The organism is Maribacter spongiicola (assembly GCF_004364165.1).
Lineage (GTDB): Bacteria > Bacteroidota > Bacteroidia > Flavobacteriales > Flavobacteriaceae > Maribacter > Maribacter spongiicola.
Window position 1 is genome coordinate 41,677 of the sequence record NZ_SOAY01000013.1, and the last position, 18,637, is coordinate 60,313.

Here is an 18,637-nt window from a genome sequence, read left to right on the forward strand (position 1 = left end):
TAGTTACAAGATACCCAACTTGGCAAATAGTTGCGTTAAGGCAATATTAAATTAAAGTCCTAATATTTTGGCATCTACAAAAAATGTAGAATTCACTTCTAATTCATGGTCGCTGCTCATTAACTCATCGGTAACGGTGTTTAATCGCAAGCTGAATTCATCACTCTTTATATACTCTTTCAAATCTGCATCTGAGGTATCTAAAGTTATTTTATTACCAGCATCTTCAGGAACTTCGTCTAAACTCGCAATTCTAATTTCTTCTAATCCATCCGCAGAGATATACACTTCTATAGAATTTAAAAAGCTGAAATCAGCACTTTCTGGCGAAATGATAACCAATTCTAATTCGGTCAACTTAATTTCTTCAATAAGGTCTTTTCGGGTATCGTTTACTTCAAAAGTAGATGCTGAATTCGTCTCCATTTCTGGAGTAAAAACATCAAAAGGTAAATCAATACCTGCAGTAGAGGGTATAGTAACGCGCTGGCTATATTCCATATCGAATTTTGTCAACTCATCGAGCTTATCGCAAGCAGTAAATAATGTAAACAAACAGATAATAGAAACGTACTTCTTTAGCATAACTATGGGGTTTATGCATACAAACGCTAATACATCAGAATTATTCTAAAATATGAGACAATATGCACCTAAATAATATTAACGGGTAAAAATATACGTTACCTCATCATCTGCAATATCAACGTTATCTTCAAAAGTAAGGGTAAGTAGCTCTCCTCGAATTTCGAAAAAGTATACAGATCCGTCAGAAAAATTGATTCTATTTGCTTGTCCGCCATAAGTATGTTCACCGGTATCCCTAAAGAAAACATATTCACTTTCATTGATAACGGTTACGCTATTTCTATTTGGATTAAAACTTATTTTGGTCAACGAAAAATCAATGTCAGATTCGAATCCGCAATAACAGATAACATCAGAAAGCGTCCATTCGCCTTCTAATTCAGCATCTGCAATTAATGGATCATCATCGCTACAAGAAATAAATAATAAGAACAATATTGCTACAAGTTTCAACTTCATAAAATACAGTCTAAAAAAAATTTATCTAGTTAAATACCAATACAAAGTAGTTCTTCTTACCTCTTTGCAGTAAGACAAACTTGTCATTGATCAAATCATCGGCAGTAATCAAAAACTCTTCTTTTACTTTCTCTTTATTTACCGAAATCGAATTTTGCTTTAATTCTCTTCTAGCTTCCCCATTAGAACCCAAAAAGCTAGTTTTAGCAGCCAATGCACCAATCATATCTAGCCCCTCTGTCAGTTCAGATTTTGAAAGTTCTGCTTGCGGTACGCCATCAAAAATCTCTAAGAATGTTTTTTCATTCAATCCTTTTAAATCAGACGCTGTAGACTTACCGAACAGAATTTGACTTGCACGTTCTGCATTATCTAAATCATCTTTTGAGTGTACCATAACGGTAATTTCGTCGGCCAATCTCTTTTGAAGTATTCTTAAATGCGGTGCTTCTGCATGTTCTTTTATTAAATCTTCAATTTCTTGTTGACCCAAGAAAGTAAAAATCTTTATGTATTTATTGGCATCATCATCTGATGTGTTCAACCAGTATTGGTAGAATTTATATGGTGATGTTCTTTCAGCATCTAACCAAACGTTACCGCCTTCTGTTTTACCGAACTTAGTACCATCTGCCTTTGTAATTAACGGGCACGTAAGTGCATACCCTTTACCACCGGCTATTCTTCTAATTAATTCTGTACCCGTAGTAATATTGCCCCACTGATCACTACCACCCATTTGAAGGCTACAATTATGTTCTCTGTACAAGTGCAGAAAATCGTACCCTTGAACCAATTGGTAGGTAAATTCAGTAAATGACATACCTTCTTTTGCTTCTGATGAAAGGCGTTTTTTTACAGAGTCTTTAGACATCATGTAGTTTACCGTAATATGCTTACCTACGTCTCTAATGAATTCTAAGAAAGAGAAGTCTTTCATCCAGTCATAATTATTGACCAAAACAGCAGCATTTTCTTCATCTCCAGAAAAATCTAAAAAACGAGATAATTGCTCTTTTAAGGCATTCTGATTATGACGTAGTGTTTTCTCATCAAGCAAATTACGTTCTGTAGATTTACCAGAAGGGTCACCGATCATACCAGTTGCACCACCTATTAAAGCATATGGTTTGTGCCCTGCCAATTGAAAATGACGAAGCATCATTACCCCTACCAAGTGTCCTATATGTAAAGAATCTGCCGTTGGATCTATGCCCACATAAGCAGATTGCATACCTTCTAATAAATGTTCTTCTGTTCCTGGCATTGCATCATGCAACATTCCGCGCCATTGTAACTCCTTGACAAAATTTGTCATCTCTTCCTGAATTTTAATTGAAGTGCAAATATAAATGGAATTCTTGCCAGTACACAGTAGATTAAAGCATGAATTTATTCACCTGTATTCGCTAAATTTGAATTATGGTATTAGTTACAGGAGGCACGGGTTTGGTGGGGTCGCATTTGCTACTGAAATTAACGATGAACAATACAGCTGTTCGGGCTTTGTATAGAACTGAAGACAAGCTTACTCAGGTAAAAAAAATCTTCTCTTACTATGCTGACCATTCCGTTTCTTTATTCGCTAAAATCGATTGGGTACAGGGTGATATTTTAGATATTCCTTCTTTAGAAAATGCTTTTGAGAACATCACCTATGTTTACCACTGTGCTGCTTATATTTCTTTTGATCCGTCAGATTTCAAAAAATTGGAACGTATAAATAGAGAAGGTACCGCTAACATTGTAAATATCTGTATTGCGAACGGTATCAAAAAACTATGTCATGTAAGCACCATTGGTACCATAGGTAGAACGATTACCAATGAACAAGCAGACGAAGAAACGGAGTGGACACGACAGAATGCTAACCCATACGCGATAACAAAACACCTTGCTGAAATGGAAGTTTGGCGTGGTGCCCAAGAAAATCTTGAAGTTGTAATTGTAAACCCGGGAGTGATTCTTGGTCCAGGATTTTGGAATAGCGGTAGTGGTTCTTTCTTTAAAACCGCTTCTAAAGGATATACCTATTACCCACCAGGCGGATCAGGATTTGTAACCGTAAACGATGTTACCAATATTATGATTGCTCTTATGAATTCTGATATTTATAACGAACGTTTTATACTGGTAGCAGAAAACTTGACGTATCAAGAGATATTGAAAAAAATTGCATTATCGATGGATAAAAAGCCACCTTCTACATCTTTAAAATTTTGGCAGTTAAATATCGGGAAGTTTGCGGATAGACTTAGAAACTTATTAACCGGAAGCCCAAGAACGATAACAACAAGTACTATCTACGGACTAAAAAACCCAACTACATTCAATAACGAGAAGATAAAGAAAACGCTGAATATGGAATTTGAGGACTTAGACGAACAAGTGAAATTTTCTTCGAAGCTATTTATTTCTGAACACTCTTAGACGATACCGAGTCTTTCGCTTTAATATCAATGTTCTTTTTAGATTTCTCTACAAGACTTAAACTATCTCTAACTTTTTTCTCTGCCTCTAATTTTAAACGTTGCTCTTCAAGATCAGACTCCACCTTCTTATACATATTTTCGTATTGTAAAGGCTTTGACGCATAGTACCTATCACTATCTACAAATTGGGCACTATCAATTTCAAACTTTTTAAATATGAAAGGTGTTGGCTCTACACCATTTTCGCGTAGTTTAGAAAGATTTGTCGCTTTTGCAGCATTGACCACGGCCATTTCTTTAATAATAGTCACCATTTTATCTTCTGGTATTAAATTATCGGGCTTTTCAATTAATTCTTCGGCACACGAAGAAAGCATTAACATTGCTACCACTAAAAATAATAAGTGCTTCATGGTCTATTGTAAGTTAGTCTTTTTGCATTTCGTTTTTCAGAAAACTGTCCGTTACTATAACCTAAATGTCCATTAATGAACGTATGTACAATCTTGGATGAAAATGTAGTATCCTCAAAAGGAGACCATTTACATTTATAAGCAATATTTTCTTTTGTAACCGTCCATGGGCTATTTAAATCTGCTACTACCAAATCTGCATAATAGCCTTCTCTAATATAGCCACGCTTTTCTATCTGAAATAAAATTGCCGGGTTATGGCACATTTTCTGTACCATTTTCTCAAGAGAAATTTTTCCATCTTTCACTTTCTCTAACATGGCGTTTAATGCATGTTGCACTAATGGACCGCCAGAAGGTGCTTTAGTATACACATTGTCTTTTTCTTCTAATAAATGTGGAGCATGATCCGTGGCGATGACATCTATTCGGTCATCTAACAGCGCATCCCAAAGCATATCTCTATCCTTAGCTGTTTTCACTGCTGGGTTCCATTTGATCAACGTTCCTTTCTTTGCATAATCGGCATCAGAAAACCACAGATGATGTATACATACTTCAGCAGTAATCTTCTTTTCCTCTAAAGGAATATCATTTCGGAATAAATCGGTTTCTTTTCCGGTGGATAAATGAAAAACGTGCAACCTCGCACCTGTTTTCTTGGCCAACGCAATTGCCCTTGATGAAGAAAGATAACAAGCTTCTTCGCTTCTAATAATAGGATGCATGGCAATAGGAATATCATCACCGTACTCTGCCTTATACTTCGCCATGTTTTTACGAATGGTCGTTTCATCTTCGCAATGCGCAGAGATTACCATTTCGGTATTACTGAATATACTTTCAATCACTTTTTCATCATCAACCAACATATTACCTGTCGATGATCCTAAAAATAATTTGATACCTGAACAGGCATTTTTATCAAGTTTCTTTAATTCTTCAAGATTATCATTGGTACCACCGAATAAAAAAGAATAATTAGCATAGGCTGAGTTAGCCGCCAAGGCAAACTTTTCTTCTAGTTTCTCAATTGTGGTGGTTTGTGGTGTGGTATTCGGTTGCTCCATAAAAGTAGTAATACCACCGGCGAGAGCGGCTCTACTTTCTGTTGCAATAGTACCTTTGTGTGTAAGACCGGGTTCTCTAAAGTGTACTTGGTCATCAATAACGCCTGGCAATATATGCTGACCAGTAACATCGATAACCTCAGCATCTGTATCAGATATATCTCTCGCTATTTTTACGATGATATCATCAACAATTAGAATATCGCTTTGTTGTATGATTCCCTCATTAACAATTGTTCCGTTCTTTAATAAAATCTTACCCATAATTAAAACTTATTTTTTAAGAATAGACTTCTCATTTTCATAATAAATACACCCCAAATTGCTTCACTTATTATTGATGAACTCATTTTTGATTTCCCCAAAACACGATCCCTAAAAATAATGGAAACTTCCTCTATTTTAAAATGTTTTAGATAGGCCCTGAATTTCATTTCAATCTGAAAAGCATAACCTACAAACCGAACCGAATCTAAATTTATAGCTTCTAACACCTCGCGCTTATAGCAAACAAAACCTGCTGTAGGGTCATCTACACGCATACCGGTAATCAATTTCACATAAATAGAGGCACCGTATGACAGTAACACCCTGTATAGTGGCCAGTTGACAACATTAACGCCCTTCTTATACCTAGAACCAACGGCAAGATCCGCACCGTTTTCGCAAGCTTTTAACAACCTCAACAAATCTGATGGTGTATGAGAAAAATCTGCATCCATTTCAAATATGTAATCGTAGCCCTTGGTTATTGCCCATTTAAATCCATGAATGTATGCGGTACCTAACCCCGATTTTTCTAATCTAGTTTCTAAAAAAAGTTTTCCTTGAAACTCTTGCTGTAAGCCGCGAACGCAATCACCTGTTTTATCTGGCGAATTATCATCTACAATAAGCACATGAAAATTTTTCTGTAAATCGAATACCGCTCTAATTATAGCCTCTACATTCTCAATTTCATTATACGTAGGTATGATTACAATGCTACTGGACATAAGTTATTTATAGGTGTTTTGACAAAAGTAAGGTTTTAATAGTCGTCTTAAAATGGGCATCAATACCTTTATGAAATATTTAAACTAGGTAGGTTGCCTTAAATTTGTAATTTTGCCACTTAGTAACCTATGCAAATGTTGACTAAAATTCCGAAGCAGTTTTACTTTTTTTTAGCTGTACTATTCATTCTAAACCTTATTCAATCTAGTTTTACGCAACTCATTTTTGATGAAGCTTATTACTGGTATTACAGTCAGAACATGGCTTGGGGTTACTTTGACCACCCACCAATGGTAGCGTTATTGGTAAAAATCAGTAGCTTTTTTTTTAGTGGCGAACTCGGTGTTCGTTTTATGAGTTGCGTGTTGTCTGCAGTAAATATTATCCTGCTTTGGCTCATGATTGACAACCCGAAAAAAAACGAATACATCAAACATTTCTTTGTACTGGTTTTTTCGATGACGCTGTTAAATGCCTATGGCTTTTTCACTCTACCAGATACTCCACTATTATTTTTTACAAGTTGCTTTTTATTGACCTACAAGCATTTTTTAAAGAAGCCAAACTTTGGCATCGCCATAGTAATGGGCATCTTTATGGCTGCCTTAATGTACAGTAAGTATCATGCAGTTCTGGTCATATTTTTTGTGCTACTATCAAACCTTAAACTTACCACTAACAAATATGCTTGGCTCGCAGTAGCAGTTGCGTTATTTTGTTATTTACCACACTTTTACTGGTTGTATGAAAATGACTTTGTTTCTATAAAATACCATTTGTACGAAAGACCAAATGGAGCATATAGCTTTGAAAAATATACTGTCGGTTTCTTTGTTAATCTAGTAGCTATTTTTGGTTTAACTTTTCCGTTTATCTATAAAGCACTTTTTAAGACGAAGGGCAACGACTTATTCAATAAAGCGCTTATCTACCTAACATACGGCGTACTTATTTTCTTTTTTGTTTCTAGTTTCAATAGAAGGGTTCAAACTCAATGGATTATAATTGTTTGTATTCCGTTAGTGATTATCGCCTTTAACTACATGCTACAAAATAAACAGGCCTTAACCTGGATTTTTAGATTAGGGCTCATCAATGCCGTTCTTATTATATATTTAAGAATGGGACTAGCCTACCAACCTTTACTTTTTAATTTCTATTACGAAAGCCACGGTAATAAAGAATGGGCAGAGGCTATTGAAGAGGAAGTTGGTAATATACCTGTGATATTTGAAAACTCATATAGAAATGCCCCAATGTATTCTTTCTATACTCATGCAACGCCTACCTTTTCGTTGAACAATTTTATGTATCGTAAAAATCAATATTCTATAGACGACTCTGAAGAACAAGTGCGAGGTAAAGATGTTGCTTACATATCAAAATATGCCAATACCCCAACTTTTACATATACCAGAGAAGATGGCGGACTCTATAAAGGTAGGTACATATCTAACTTTCAATCGTTTCGTAAATTAGAAGCTATTGTGGATGAAAATGCCATTACATTAAATTCTGATAAAGCTATAGATGTAAAAATCTTCAACCCTTACAATGAAGATATCGATCTAAAAAAATTGAAATTCGGTATTACGTACATGGACGATTACAAAACACCTGTACAAACACTACAAATTACGCCAAGAGCCACCCAAACAGTAACTACAGTCTTAAAACAGTTAGACACAACTAATTTTATATTTGAACTACCTAAAACAAAAAAGGAAAACATTGGTTACTTTAGAGTAGTCATTTCTGAGAACGATCTTCTATATGGTCTAAACGGAAAAGCAATTCCTGTTAATTAATGGAACCTATTGCAAGAACATTGGGGCAAACCGATTGGATTACCATAACTCTTATGGTGAGTCTTATATTTCCATTAATTGCCAAAAGCATCTATTACACCCGCTTTTTCAATTTCATGATTCTTCCGTTTAATAACAAGTACATTACCATGTACACAAAGAAAGAAAAACTGTTCAATTGGTTTCATTTTCTAATGAGTGTGTTCCAAATTATTAACACTACTTTATTTATTTTTTTTATTTGGCGTAGTTACTTCAACCCTACCGAGGCAAAAAACCCTTACATTTTTCCATTATTGCTTGCAGGTGTTTTCTTATTTATTACTGCGAAAACCATGTCGCAGCTTTTTAACGGATTCATATTCAACTCTTACAACACCTTTAATGAGTTGATTTTTAAGAAGCTAACCTACCTTAATTATGCAGGTATTGTTCTTTTTATTGCCAATGTATTTTTAGCCTATGTTTTTATTGACTCGAAAATTTTAACCGTTATTGCATTAATTCTATTTTTCGTAATCAATATAATTGGTTGGATAACAGTATTAAGGAATTATCAAAAATTCATTAGCTCTTATTTTTTCTATTTTATTTTGTACCTTTGCGCACTCGAAATTGCCCCCTTACTTATTATGGGAAGCTTTCTAAAATAGTGCAGCGTATGAAAGTAAAAACGATTTTAGTCTCTCAACCTGAGCCAAAAATGGAAAATTCCCCCTATTCCAAGCTTATCGACAAAGAGAAAGTAAAGGTTGATTTTAGACCTTTTATTCATGTAGAAGGAGTTGATGCAAAAACAGTGCGTCAACAAAAGATAGATTTGAATGATTTTACTGCAATTGTCTTAACCAGCAGAAACGCAGTAGACCATTTCTTTAGAATTGCAGATGAAATGCGTTTTAAAGTGCCTGATTCTATGAAATACTTCTGCCAGTCTGAAGCGGTTGCCTATTACCTTCAAAAATATGTAGTTTACAGAAAACGTAAGATCTACGTAGGAAAAAGATTATTTACAGATTTGGTGCCGTTGATCAAGAAATATAAGGATGAAAAATTCTTACTTCCTTCTTCAGATGTACTTAAGCCAGATGTTCCTGACACTTTAGATTCCTTAAATATCAATTGGAAAAGAGCTATTTTTTACAAAACTGTAATTAGCGACCTTTCTGATTTAAGAAATGTGTATTATGACATTTTGGTATTTTTTAGTCCGTCTGGTATCGAATCTTTGTTACAGAACTTTCCGGATTTCGATCAAAAGGAAACTAGAATAGCTGTTTTCGGAAACTCTACCGTAGATGCAGCAACTGACGCTGGTTTACGTATAGACATAAAAGCACCGACACCCGAAACACCTTCTATGACGATGGCGTTACAGAAATATATTATGAGCGTAAATAAATAATACACTTCAAAATAACTTCATAAAAAAAGCCTTGCATTGCAAGGCTTTTTTATTGTCTTAAAATGCGTACCGTTGTGGTCCGCCTCTTCTGATTTCTTCACTGGCGTAACTTTCAAATTTCTTGAAGTTTTCCCTAAACGCATTTGTTAATTTAAATGCAGTGGCATAATATTTCTCGTCATCGTTCCAAGTTGATCTCGGACTCAATACCGATGTTGGTACACCCGGACACTCTCTAGGTTGCGCTACACCGAATACGGAGTGAATATGATATTTATCGTACGAATACAAGCCTAAATCGCCGTTTAAGGCTGCTGTGATCATTGCCCTGGTATATTTTAATTTCATTCGAGTTCCAACTCCGTAAGGGCCGCCTGTCCAGCCTGTATTTACAAGCCATACATCTACACCCGATTCTTTCATTTTCTTACTCAACATTTCAGCATACTTTGCTGGGTGCAATGGCATAAATGGCGCACCGAAACATGCAGAAAATGATGGTACCGGCTCTACAACACCAGCTTCTGTACCTGCAACCTTAGCAGTATACCCAGAGATAAAGTGATATGCAGCCTGACTAGGAGTAAGCTTAGAAATCGGAGGCAGTACACCAAAGGCGTCGGCAGTTAAAAAGAAGATGTTCTTTACATTCTTACCAATAGATGGCTGTTGAATATTATCGATATGATGAATTGGGTAACTAACTCTTGTATTTTGTGTAATTGAAGTATCAGCAAAATCTACATTGCCATTATCATCCAAAACAACATTTTCTAATATAGCACCTGGCTTAATAGCACCGTAAATTTCAGGTTCTTGCTCTTCAGATAAATTGATAACTTTCGCATAACAACCACCTTCAAAATTGAAAACGGTGTTTCTGCTCGTCCAACCGTGTTCATCATCACCAATTAGTTTTCTATTAGGATCTGTTGATAAGGTGGTTTTTCCTGTTCCAGATAATCCGAAAAAGATTGCGGTATCACCATCTTTACCAATATTAGAAGAACAGTGCATTGGCAAAGTCTCTTTGTAAATTGGTAAAATAAAGTTTAAGGCAGAGAAAATTCCTTTTTTGATTTCTCCAGTATATCCGGTTCCACCAATTAAGGCTATTTTATCGGTAAAGTTTAAGATTGCAAAATTATGTTGTCTTGTACCGTCTAATTCCGCATCGGCCATAAAACCTGGCGCATTAATTACTGTCCATTCGGGAGTGAATTCCTTTAGTTCTTCCTCCGTAGGGCGTAAAAACATATTGTAAGCGAACATATTAGACCAAGGATATTCATTGATAACCCTAATATTCAGTTTATAATCTTCGTCTGCACATGCATAACTATCTCTAACAAAAAGTTCCTTTTCGTTTAAATACGAGATTACCTTTGCGTACAATGCATCGAATTTATCCTTTTCAAATGGAATATTAATATTTCCCCACCAGACCTTATCTTTTGTAATATCATCTTTTACGATAAATCGATCCATAGGTGATCTACCAGTAAATTCGCCTGTATTAACAGCAAGTGTTCCATTACTAGTTTCAACTCCCATACCCCTTTCCAGAGTGGCTTTCTGAAGTTGTTCAGGTGTTTCTTGATAATGAAAATTGGCGTGTGTAATCCCGTAATTTTCTAGGGATATGGTATTCGCATTTGTCATTGAGCTTTTCATGCTTTAGAAAATTTGTTCGTGTAAAACTAAAAAAATAAAAGCTGAACCACTGATTTTCAGAGCTCAATTAGTGCCATTTCTCGTCGAAATACGAATTCAATCAAAGAATCATGGAAAATGAAATATTTTCGCAGGCACTTTATTCCTTTTAATACACATTATAAAGAAATAACGCATTTTAAATACATTATTGTTATTTTGTGGATAATATTTTAAGATATTATTAAAAATATAGTTCATTTTTTAAGCCTATATTTTCATTTTACACTAAAATAATCAGCTGTTTTTGCAGCTAAAAGAAACGCTGCGTGCTTCATATTATATTCAAGATCTTTACTGTTATCTTGAATTTCAAAAACATCAAAAACACCAATTTCTTTTAGCTGATTCTTTGATATTTCTAGCATTCCACAAATGGCAATTACCGGAATTCCATATTCCTTACCCAATACTATAACACCTTGCAATAATTTACTATTTAAATTTTGCTCATCAATTTTACCTTCACCGGTTATAATATAATCGAAATTCTCCTCGTCCAATATTTTCCTTAAACCAGATAATTCTAAAATAAAGTCCATAGCACCTAAGAACTCAGCGTTTAAAAAAGTTTTAAGACCGAAAGCGGCACCTCCTGCAGCACCCGCACCGGGTACATTATTTAGATATACATTATAAGTATCTGAAACCACCTTATTTAATCGTATCAAACCCTTATTCAATTCTGCTATGGCATTATCTGTAGCGCCCTTGTATTTTGCATACACATAAGCTGCTCCATTTTTACCGAAAAGCGGATTTACCACATCATGAACCGTATAAAACTTTACCTGCTTTACTTTTTTAGATACGCGTGAATCGTCAATCGACCTAATTAATTGAAGACTTGAGCCAATAGGAGGTAGTACTACTCCATTTGAATTTAAAAAATCATAACCTAAAGCACTTGCGATACCTATACCACCATCATTGGTAGCACTTGCACCAAGCCCAATATAAATATGTTTTACACCTTTTTCAATAGCATCTTTAATCTCAATACCGGTGCCATAAGTCGAGGTTAACATAGGGTTACGCTCATCGTAAGGCAATAATTCAAGCCCGGAAGCATTGGCCAACTCAATATAAGCGGAATTTTCTTCTTTATTGTATAAATAATAAGACCGTATGGGTTCCCTTAAAGGATTTTCGCTAATTACCTCAACCGATATACAAGGTTTATAACCAGCAATAACTTTTAAGAAACCTTCACCACCATCTGTTGCTTTAATAAAGCGCGATGTAAAAGGCACACCCGATTTCTTCATACCTTCAATAAAGGCATTAGTAAATGATTCACTTGTTAAAGAACCATCGAATTTATCCGGAATAAGTAATAGCTTCATTTATTTGAATTTGTAGGGGAAACTATTTATTGAAATATCCCATAACTCTGGGAGAACAAAATATACGAAAAAGGTCAATATAATGATAGAAATAATATTCATAAAGAAGCCTTTACTTACCATATCTGGAATTCTCAGGTAGCCAGAACCAAAAACTACAGCATTTGGTGGCGTAGCTACAGGCAACATAAAAGCACATGACGCCGCAACCGCAGCCCCGACCATTAATACAAATGGGTGTACATCTATGGTTAGTGCCATGGGTGCTAAAACAGGCAATAACATTGCTGTTGTTGCCAAATTTGAGGTTATTTCGGTTAAGAAGTTTACTGCAGCTATCAATACTAATATCAAAACAATTATAGGCAAACCAGCTAATGTAGTCATTTGACCACCGATCCAAACTGCCAAACCGCTATCTTCAAATCCTTTTGCTAAAGCCATACCACCACCGAACAAGAGAATAATTCCCCAAGGCATTTTTACCGCTTCTTCCCAGTTTATAATTTGCCCCCCTTTTTTCTTTGAAGGAATCAAGAACAATACAATCGCAAAAAATATAGCTATAATGGTATCATCTAAACCGGGTAATAATTTTTGTAAAAGAAACGAACGCGTGATCCAACAGAATGCCGTTAATGCGAAAACAAATGCTACTACTTTCTCTTCATATGATATTTTACCAAGGTTAGACAATAGCCGTTGTATTTCTTGTTTTCCTCCCGGGAAGGATTTCTGCTTAAACTGAAAGGCATATTTGGTCAAGTATTTCCAACATATAAAAATTAAAATGATAGATATAGGCAACCCGAACGCGAACCATTGTATAAAGGTGATTTCATAACCATAGGTATCGAGTACTACACCGGCTAAAACCAAATTTGGCGGAGTACCTATTAATGTCGCCACACCGCCAATAGAAGCACTATAGGCTATTGCTAACATTAACGCTTTACCAAAAGTCTGGTTTTCATCTTCTACCGTGTCAGGATTATCTTCTAATTGTTTAATTATCGCCAAGCCAATGGGCAGCATCATTACGGCAGTTGCCGTATTAGATATCCACATCGATAAAAATGCAGTTGCCATCATAAAGCCCAGAATTATCTTTCGAACATCTGACCCAATTAAATTGATAATATTCAACGCTATTCTTCTATGTAGGTTCCATTTTTCTATGGCAATGGCAATAATAAAACCGCCCATATATAGAAACACGTATTTGTGACCAAATGAGCCAGAGGTTGATGATAAATCTAACCCACCAGATAGGGGAAACAGCACTAATGGCAATAAAGCTGTTACTGCAATAGGTATCGCTTCGGTGATCCACCAAATGGCGATCCAAGCTGTAGAAGCTAATACTGCATTGGCTTGCTCTGATAGTCCGACAGGATGAAAAAAGAAAAGAATTAGTATAAATGAAAGCGGACCCAAGACTAGTCCTAATAATTTAGTCTTACTCATAAATTTTCCATTATAGCATGAAAATACGCTATTTAATTCTCAATTTTAGATTTCATAATATCGAAGCCCATCATTGCCCAAGCTACAATTAAAAATAAACCACCGATAGGGGTAACAATACCTAATACCTTAAAGTCGAATGCTACCAAAGAATTCAATGCCAATAGGTAAATGGAAAAAGAAAATAACACTACACCAAGTACTGTACAGATATAAATCGCTTTTTTAGATTTCAACAAGCCTGTAGGCAATAACCCAAGTGCAAATAGAAAAAACGCATGGTACATTTGGTACCGTACTCCCGTTTCAAAAGTAGCTACTGCTTGTAGATCCACTAAATTTTTTAACCCGTGCGCACCAAACGCACCTAGCACTACCGCCAGCATTCCAAGCAGGCACGCTGTACCTAAAATTGTTTTTTTCATAACTTTTTCTATAACTTTCTTTATAAATGTAACAATTTGATACCTTAGTAAATCGTTAGTAATCAAAAATACTGAAATCGTATGATGCGAAAAATTCTTGTAATAGGCGCAGGTAAATCAACCTCTTATTTATTAGATTACTTTTTAGGTAAATCTGAAACCGAAAATTTAGAAATCACCATTGGTGATATCAACCCTGCCGCAATTGCACCTTCTATTGCAAATCATAAACATTGCAATGTTATAAAACTCGATATTTTTGAGGAAACGGCAAGGCAAAAGGCTATTGAAAACTCAGACATTGTTATTTCTATGCTTCCTGCCCGTTTTCATATAAAGGTTGCAGAAGATTGTGTTCGCCTTAAAAAGCATTTGGTTACAGCCTCATATATAAGTCCAGAATTACTGGCTCTTGATAAAGAAGTCAAAGAAGCGGGTCTCGTATTCATGAATGAAATAGGATTAGATCCTGGTGTAGACCACATGAGTGCTATGCAGGTGATTAATCGTATTCGTGATAAAGGTGGTAAAATAATTTTGTTCGAATCTTTTTGTGGCGGACTCGTTGCCCCTGAATATGACAACAATCTTTGGAACTATAAGTTTACCTGGAACCCAAGAAACGTAGTGCTTGCAGGTCAAGGTGGTACTGCTAAATTTATACAAGAAGGCACTTATAAATACATACCTTACCATCGCTTGTTTAGACGTACCGAATTCTTTGAAATTGAAGGATATGGTCGTTTTGAAGGATATGCCAATCGCGATTCTTTAAACTACAGAGAAGCCTATAAATTACAAGATGCTTTAACCATATACAGAGGCACCATGCGTCGTGTAGGATTTTCGAAAGCATGGAATATGTTTATTCAATTAGGTGCTACCGACGATACTTATGTGATCGAAAATTCTGAAAAAATGAGTTATCGTGAATTCATTAATCTATTTCTTCCGTATTCACCTACAGATTCTGTTGAATTGAAACTTAGGCATTACCTGAAATTAGATCAAGATGATATCCGTTGGGATAAATTATTGGAGCTGAATATTTTTGATAATACCAAACTGATAGGTATACCGAATGCCACACCGGCACAAGCGCTTCAAAAAATTCTAGAAGACAGCTGGACGCTTAAAGCCGAAGAGAAAGATATGATCGTTATGTATCATAAATTCGGTTACGAATTAAACGGCGAAAAGAAACAAATAGATTCTAAACTAGTAGTTACAGGCGAAAACCAAACGTTTACGGCAATGGCAAAAACTGTAGGTTTACCCGTAGCCATGGCCGCTCTAAAAATATTGAACGGCGATATTACGACCCCAGGTGTACAAATCCCTATTACCAAAGAAGTGTACGAACCTATTTTAAAGGAACTTGAAGATTACGGAGTCAATTTTAAAGAATACGAAATACCGTATTTAGGCTATAATCCGAATTCTGTAGTTAACTAGCGCTTTTTAACTATCATATTGAAACCAAATAAGTACATTTATGTTTTAAACCCTCATTGAGGGCTTAATTCTTCGAGGTTTGCCTCGAAATGATATATTGATAAACAAACCTCGTACCCTTCGGTCGAGGTTATTGATTTGATAAAACATGAAAACACCGACTTCTTTGGCTAAAATTGATGGTATAGATAAAAAAATTTTGCGCTTTTTAATGGAAGACGCCCGTAAACCGGTACTTGAAATTGCAAGAAGTATTGGAATATCTGGCGCAGCCATACATCAACGCTTAAGAAAACTAGAAGCAACGGGGCTACTATCTGGCTCTAAGTTTATTGTCAATCCTAAATCATTAGGGTATACCACCATGGCATATATTGGCATTTACCTAGACAAAGCTATGAGCAACCCAATGGCAGTAAAACAACTAGAGAAAATACCGGAAGTATTAGAATGCCACTATACCACCGGCAACTGGTCTATTCTAATAAAAGTATTATGTAGAGATAATGAACACTTAATGCAGGTCTTAAATAAAGAAATACAAGCTATAGAAGGGGTATCAAGAACAGAAACCTTTATATCATTAGCACAACAAATTGATAGACAAATAAGTATATAAAAAAACCTTCCCAATTGGGAAGGTTTTTTTTATTCGATACTAATAGCAGTTTAATCTCTACCACCAAAAACTTGAAGTCCCCAGTATACTAAAGTTGCTAAAGAACCTATTGCAGCGACTAAGTACGTACGTGCAGCCCATTTCAATGCATCTTCAGAACCTTTATACTCTTCTGGTGTAACTACATTTTTATTTTTTAACCATGCCAATGCTCTATTACTAGCATCATATTCAACTGGTAAGGTTATAAAACTGAACAAGGTTGCCATACCCATCATCACTAAACCAGCAACAGCTACCCAATAACCTAAGCCTAAACCTGCAGCGGCACCTAAAGCCAAACCTCCAAAGACTACCCATTGCGCCATCCCAGATGTCACACTAACTATAGGCACTAATTTTGAACGCATACCCAGCCACTCATATGCTTGCGCATGTTGTACGGCATGACCAACTTCGTGTGCAGAAACTGCCGCGGCAGCTGCATTTCTTTGATTATAAACTCCCTCGCTTAAATTCACTGTTTTATTAGCAGGATTGTAATGATCCGTAAGCATACCAGGTGTAGAAACTACTTTTACATCTTTAATACCATGATCTGCCAACATTTTTTCAGCAATCTCGGCTCCACTCATTCCGTTTTGCAAATGAACTTTTGAATAGAACTTAAACTTACTCTTTAACTTACTACTTACTAACCAGCTGACTAGAGCTATTGCTCCAATCAGTATATAATATCCCATCATAACTTTTCAATTTTTAAATCAATTAAATATACTAAAGATTCCCACTTATTTTAAGAATCTAGATATCTAAAAGCAAAAACCCCGCCAAATTCCTTTCGGATATGGCGAGGCATACTTTACTGACAAAATGTACAACCTAAGCAACTATCTCTTCCCAACCAAAGGCTTCAATAATTTCTTGATATACTACATTTCCTTCTACTATATTTAATCCTTTCTTTAAAGATGCATCTTTTTCACATGCTGCTTCCCAACCTAAATTTGCCAATTTTAATGCATACGGCAAAGTTACATTGGTCAAAGCCATTGTAGACGTATAAGGCACTGCACCCGGCATATTTGCTACCGAATAATGAACCACGTCATCTATAATATAAATAGGATCTTCATGCGTGGTAGGTCTGGTTGTTTCTACACATCCGCCTTGATCTACGGCAACATCAACGATTACGGTACCAGGTCTCATTTCTTTTAACATGTCTCTAGTAATCAAATTCGGAGCTTTAGCTCCTTTCAATAAAACTCCGCCAATAATTAGATCATGTGTTTTTATAAGTCTTCGAATATTAAATTCGTTTGAAAATTCTGTTACCACATGTGGCGGCATTACATCGTTAGCATAACGTAGACGTTTCATGTTTACATCTAGTATTGTTACATGAGCACCTAAACCTGCTGCCATTTTAGCAGCCTGTATACCCACTACACCAGCACCTAAGACTAAAACCTTACCTGGAGCTACACCTGGCACGCCACCTAATAATACACCACGACCTTTTACAGGTTTCTCTAAATATTTAGCACCCTGCTGAATTGCCATTCTACCAGCTACTTCAGACATTGGCGTTAATAAAGGCAAAGTACCTTCTTCATCTTCTACGGTTTCATAAGCGATACAAACCGCTTTTTGTTTGATCATTGCCTTAGTTAAAGCTTCGCTTGATGCAAAGTGGAAATAAGTAAAAAGTATCTGACCTTCTTGAATTAAATTATATTCTTCTTCAATAGGCTCTTTTACTTTTACGATCATTTCGCTCATGGCATATACCTGACCAATAGTATCTAGAATTATAGCACCTGCTTGTTGATAATCTTGATTGAAGAAACCACTTCCTTCACCAGCATCTGACTGGACATATACTTTGTGGTTGTTCTTTACCAATTCGAAAACCCCGCCAGGTGTCATACCTACCCTGCTTTCATTGTTCTTAATTTCTTTTGGAATACCAACAATCATGATTTATCAATTTATGTTTCACTGCAAAATTGAAGCTAATTATGCATATATCAAACATAAAATCGATAAAACGTAGGGGTTGAATGGTAAAAATATGTATTTACGCATATTTACCCCTATAAATTTAGGGGGTATATTATTATTTATACTTAAATTTCATTATAATCATTAAAATTAACAGGGCAGATGTAATTCCATTTGCTAAAATAACAGGGAGACTATTGATATTAACACCATAAACCAACCAAAGCAAGACTCCTATTAACAATACAGTATACATGGTAAGGGAAATATCTTCGACAGATTTATTTTTCCATGTTTTATATACCTGCGGTACAAATGCCGCTGTGGTCAACGTAGCTGCGACCAAACCTAAAATTTCAACACTGTCCATATTTTTTATTTTACAAGTGTATAAATAAGAAGAGGCGATAAATATCGCCTCTTAATCTATAACC

19 protein-coding genes are annotated in these 18,637 nt (G+C 35.6%); 6 read left to right on the plus strand and 13 right to left on the minus strand.

The annotated features are described in order from the left end of the window. Positions 1-51: 51 nt before the first annotated feature. From CLV90_RS14940 to tyrS, 3 genes are all read right to left on the minus strand, one after another. Positions 52-585: a hypothetical protein gene (locus CLV90_RS14940; RefSeq protein ID WP_133688321.1), complete on the minus strand. Its 534-nt coding sequence runs from the start codon at positions 583-585 to the stop codon at positions 52-54. 78 nt (positions 586-663) lie between these two features. Next, the gene (locus CLV90_RS14945) at positions 664-1,047 is read right to left on the minus strand and encodes a hypothetical protein (protein ID WP_133688322.1); all 384 of its coding nucleotides are present in this window, start codon (positions 1,045-1,047) and stop codon (positions 664-666) included. Between the two features lie 25 nt (positions 1,048-1,072). Continuing rightward, a complete protein-coding gene (tyrS, locus tag CLV90_RS14950) occupies positions 1,073-2,365 on the minus strand; it encodes a tyrosine--tRNA ligase (protein ID WP_133688323.1) in 1,293 nt (430 codons plus the stop codon). 104 nt (positions 2,366-2,469) lie between these two features. Between tyrS and CLV90_RS14955 the strand changes: the two genes are divergently transcribed. After that, entirely contained in the window at positions 2,470-3,477 is a 1,008-nt protein-coding gene (locus CLV90_RS14955; protein ID WP_133688324.1) for an NAD-dependent epimerase/dehydratase family protein, read from the plus strand. Here CLV90_RS14955 and CLV90_RS14960 read toward each other — a convergent pair. Genes CLV90_RS14960 through CLV90_RS14970 form a run of 3 tightly spaced genes read right to left on the minus strand, consistent with a single transcriptional unit; the run spans position 3,458 to position 5,957 of the window. Continuing rightward, positions 3,458-3,892, minus strand: coding sequence for a DUF4296 domain-containing protein (locus CLV90_RS14960; RefSeq protein ID WP_133688325.1), 435 nt, complete (start codon positions 3,890-3,892; stop codon positions 3,458-3,460). The two genes, CLV90_RS14955 and CLV90_RS14960, sit on opposite strands and share 20 nt — an antisense overlap. Next, positions 3,889-5,226: a dihydroorotase gene (locus CLV90_RS14965; RefSeq protein ID WP_133688326.1), complete on the minus strand. Its 1,338-nt coding sequence runs from the start codon at positions 5,224-5,226 to the stop codon at positions 3,889-3,891. Before CLV90_RS14965 ends, CLV90_RS14960 begins: the two co-directional genes overlap by 4 nt. Positions 5,227-5,228: 2 nt before the next feature. Next, complete coding sequence (locus tag CLV90_RS14970; RefSeq protein WP_133688327.1) at positions 5,229-5,957, minus strand: polyprenol monophosphomannose synthase; 729 nt, start codon at positions 5,955-5,957, stop codon at positions 5,229-5,231. A gap of 135 nt (positions 5,958-6,092) precedes the next feature. On the opposite strand from CLV90_RS14970, the gene CLV90_RS14975 reads away from it, so the two are divergent. The 3 genes from CLV90_RS14975 to CLV90_RS14985 are packed head-to-tail and all read left to right on the plus strand — an operon-like array spanning position 6,093 to position 9,171. Continuing rightward, a complete protein-coding gene (locus tag CLV90_RS14975) occupies positions 6,093-7,766 on the plus strand; it encodes an ArnT family glycosyltransferase (RefSeq protein ID WP_133688328.1) in 1,674 nt (557 codons plus the stop codon). Next, on the plus strand, positions 7,766-8,419 hold the full coding sequence (locus CLV90_RS14980) for a DUF4271 domain-containing protein (RefSeq protein ID WP_133688329.1): 654 nt from the start codon (positions 7,766-7,768) through the stop codon (positions 8,417-8,419). Before CLV90_RS14975 ends, CLV90_RS14980 begins: the two co-directional genes overlap by 1 nt. 8 nt (positions 8,420-8,427) lie before the next feature. Further along, positions 8,428-9,171, plus strand: a complete 744-nt coding sequence (locus CLV90_RS14985) for a uroporphyrinogen-III synthase (protein WP_133688330.1) — start codon at positions 8,428-8,430, stop codon at positions 9,169-9,171. A gap of 57 nt (positions 9,172-9,228) precedes the next feature. Here the strand turns inward: CLV90_RS14985 and pckA are convergent, their stop codons facing one another. From pckA to CLV90_RS15005, 4 genes are all read right to left on the minus strand, one after another. After that, positions 9,229-10,845, minus strand: coding sequence for a phosphoenolpyruvate carboxykinase (ATP) (gene pckA, locus CLV90_RS14990; RefSeq protein WP_133688331.1), 1,617 nt, complete (start codon positions 10,843-10,845; stop codon positions 9,229-9,231). Between the two features lie 257 nt (positions 10,846-11,102). Further along, positions 11,103-12,230, minus strand: a complete 1,128-nt coding sequence (locus tag CLV90_RS14995) for a glycerate kinase (protein WP_133688332.1) — start codon at positions 12,228-12,230, stop codon at positions 11,103-11,105. Further along, positions 12,231-13,697: an SLC13 family permease gene (locus CLV90_RS15000; RefSeq protein ID WP_133688333.1), complete on the minus strand. Its 1,467-nt coding sequence runs from the start codon at positions 13,695-13,697 to the stop codon at positions 12,231-12,233. It lies immediately after the preceding gene. Positions 13,698-13,729: 32 nt separating this feature from the next. Continuing rightward, a complete protein-coding gene (locus CLV90_RS15005) occupies positions 13,730-14,122 on the minus strand; it encodes a DUF423 domain-containing protein (RefSeq protein WP_133688334.1) in 393 nt (130 codons plus the stop codon). Positions 14,123-14,203: 81 nt separating this feature from the next. Between CLV90_RS15005 and CLV90_RS15010 the strand changes: the two genes are divergently transcribed. Together CLV90_RS15010 and CLV90_RS15015 are read left to right on the plus strand one after the other, a co-directional pair. Next, complete coding sequence (locus CLV90_RS15010; protein ID WP_133688335.1) at positions 14,204-15,577, plus strand: saccharopine dehydrogenase family protein; 1,374 nt, start codon at positions 14,204-14,206, stop codon at positions 15,575-15,577. A gap of 148 nt (positions 15,578-15,725) precedes the next feature. After that, positions 15,726-16,196 carry an Lrp/AsnC ligand binding domain-containing protein gene (locus tag CLV90_RS15015; RefSeq protein ID WP_133688336.1) on the plus strand — a complete coding sequence of 157 codons (471 nt, stop codon included), beginning with the start codon at positions 15,726-15,728 and terminating at the stop codon, positions 16,194-16,196. 50 nt (positions 16,197-16,246) lie between these two features. Here the strand turns inward: CLV90_RS15015 and CLV90_RS15020 are convergent, their stop codons facing one another. The 3 genes from CLV90_RS15020 to CLV90_RS15030 all read right to left on the minus strand — a co-directional run bounded on the left by CLV90_RS15020 (position 16,247) and on the right by CLV90_RS15030 (position 18,573). After that, entirely contained in the window at positions 16,247-16,942 is a 696-nt protein-coding gene (locus CLV90_RS15020; protein WP_133688337.1) for a zinc metallopeptidase, read from the minus strand. A 136-nt stretch (positions 16,943-17,078) separates the two neighbouring features. Continuing rightward, positions 17,079-18,179: an alanine dehydrogenase gene (ald, locus tag CLV90_RS15025; RefSeq protein WP_133688338.1), complete on the minus strand. Its 1,101-nt coding sequence runs from the start codon at positions 18,177-18,179 to the stop codon at positions 17,079-17,081. A gap of 139 nt (positions 18,180-18,318) precedes the next feature. Then, a complete protein-coding gene (locus CLV90_RS15030) occupies positions 18,319-18,573 on the minus strand; it encodes a SemiSWEET family sugar transporter (RefSeq protein WP_133688339.1) in 255 nt (84 codons plus the stop codon). Positions 18,574-18,637 lie beyond the last annotated feature (64 nt).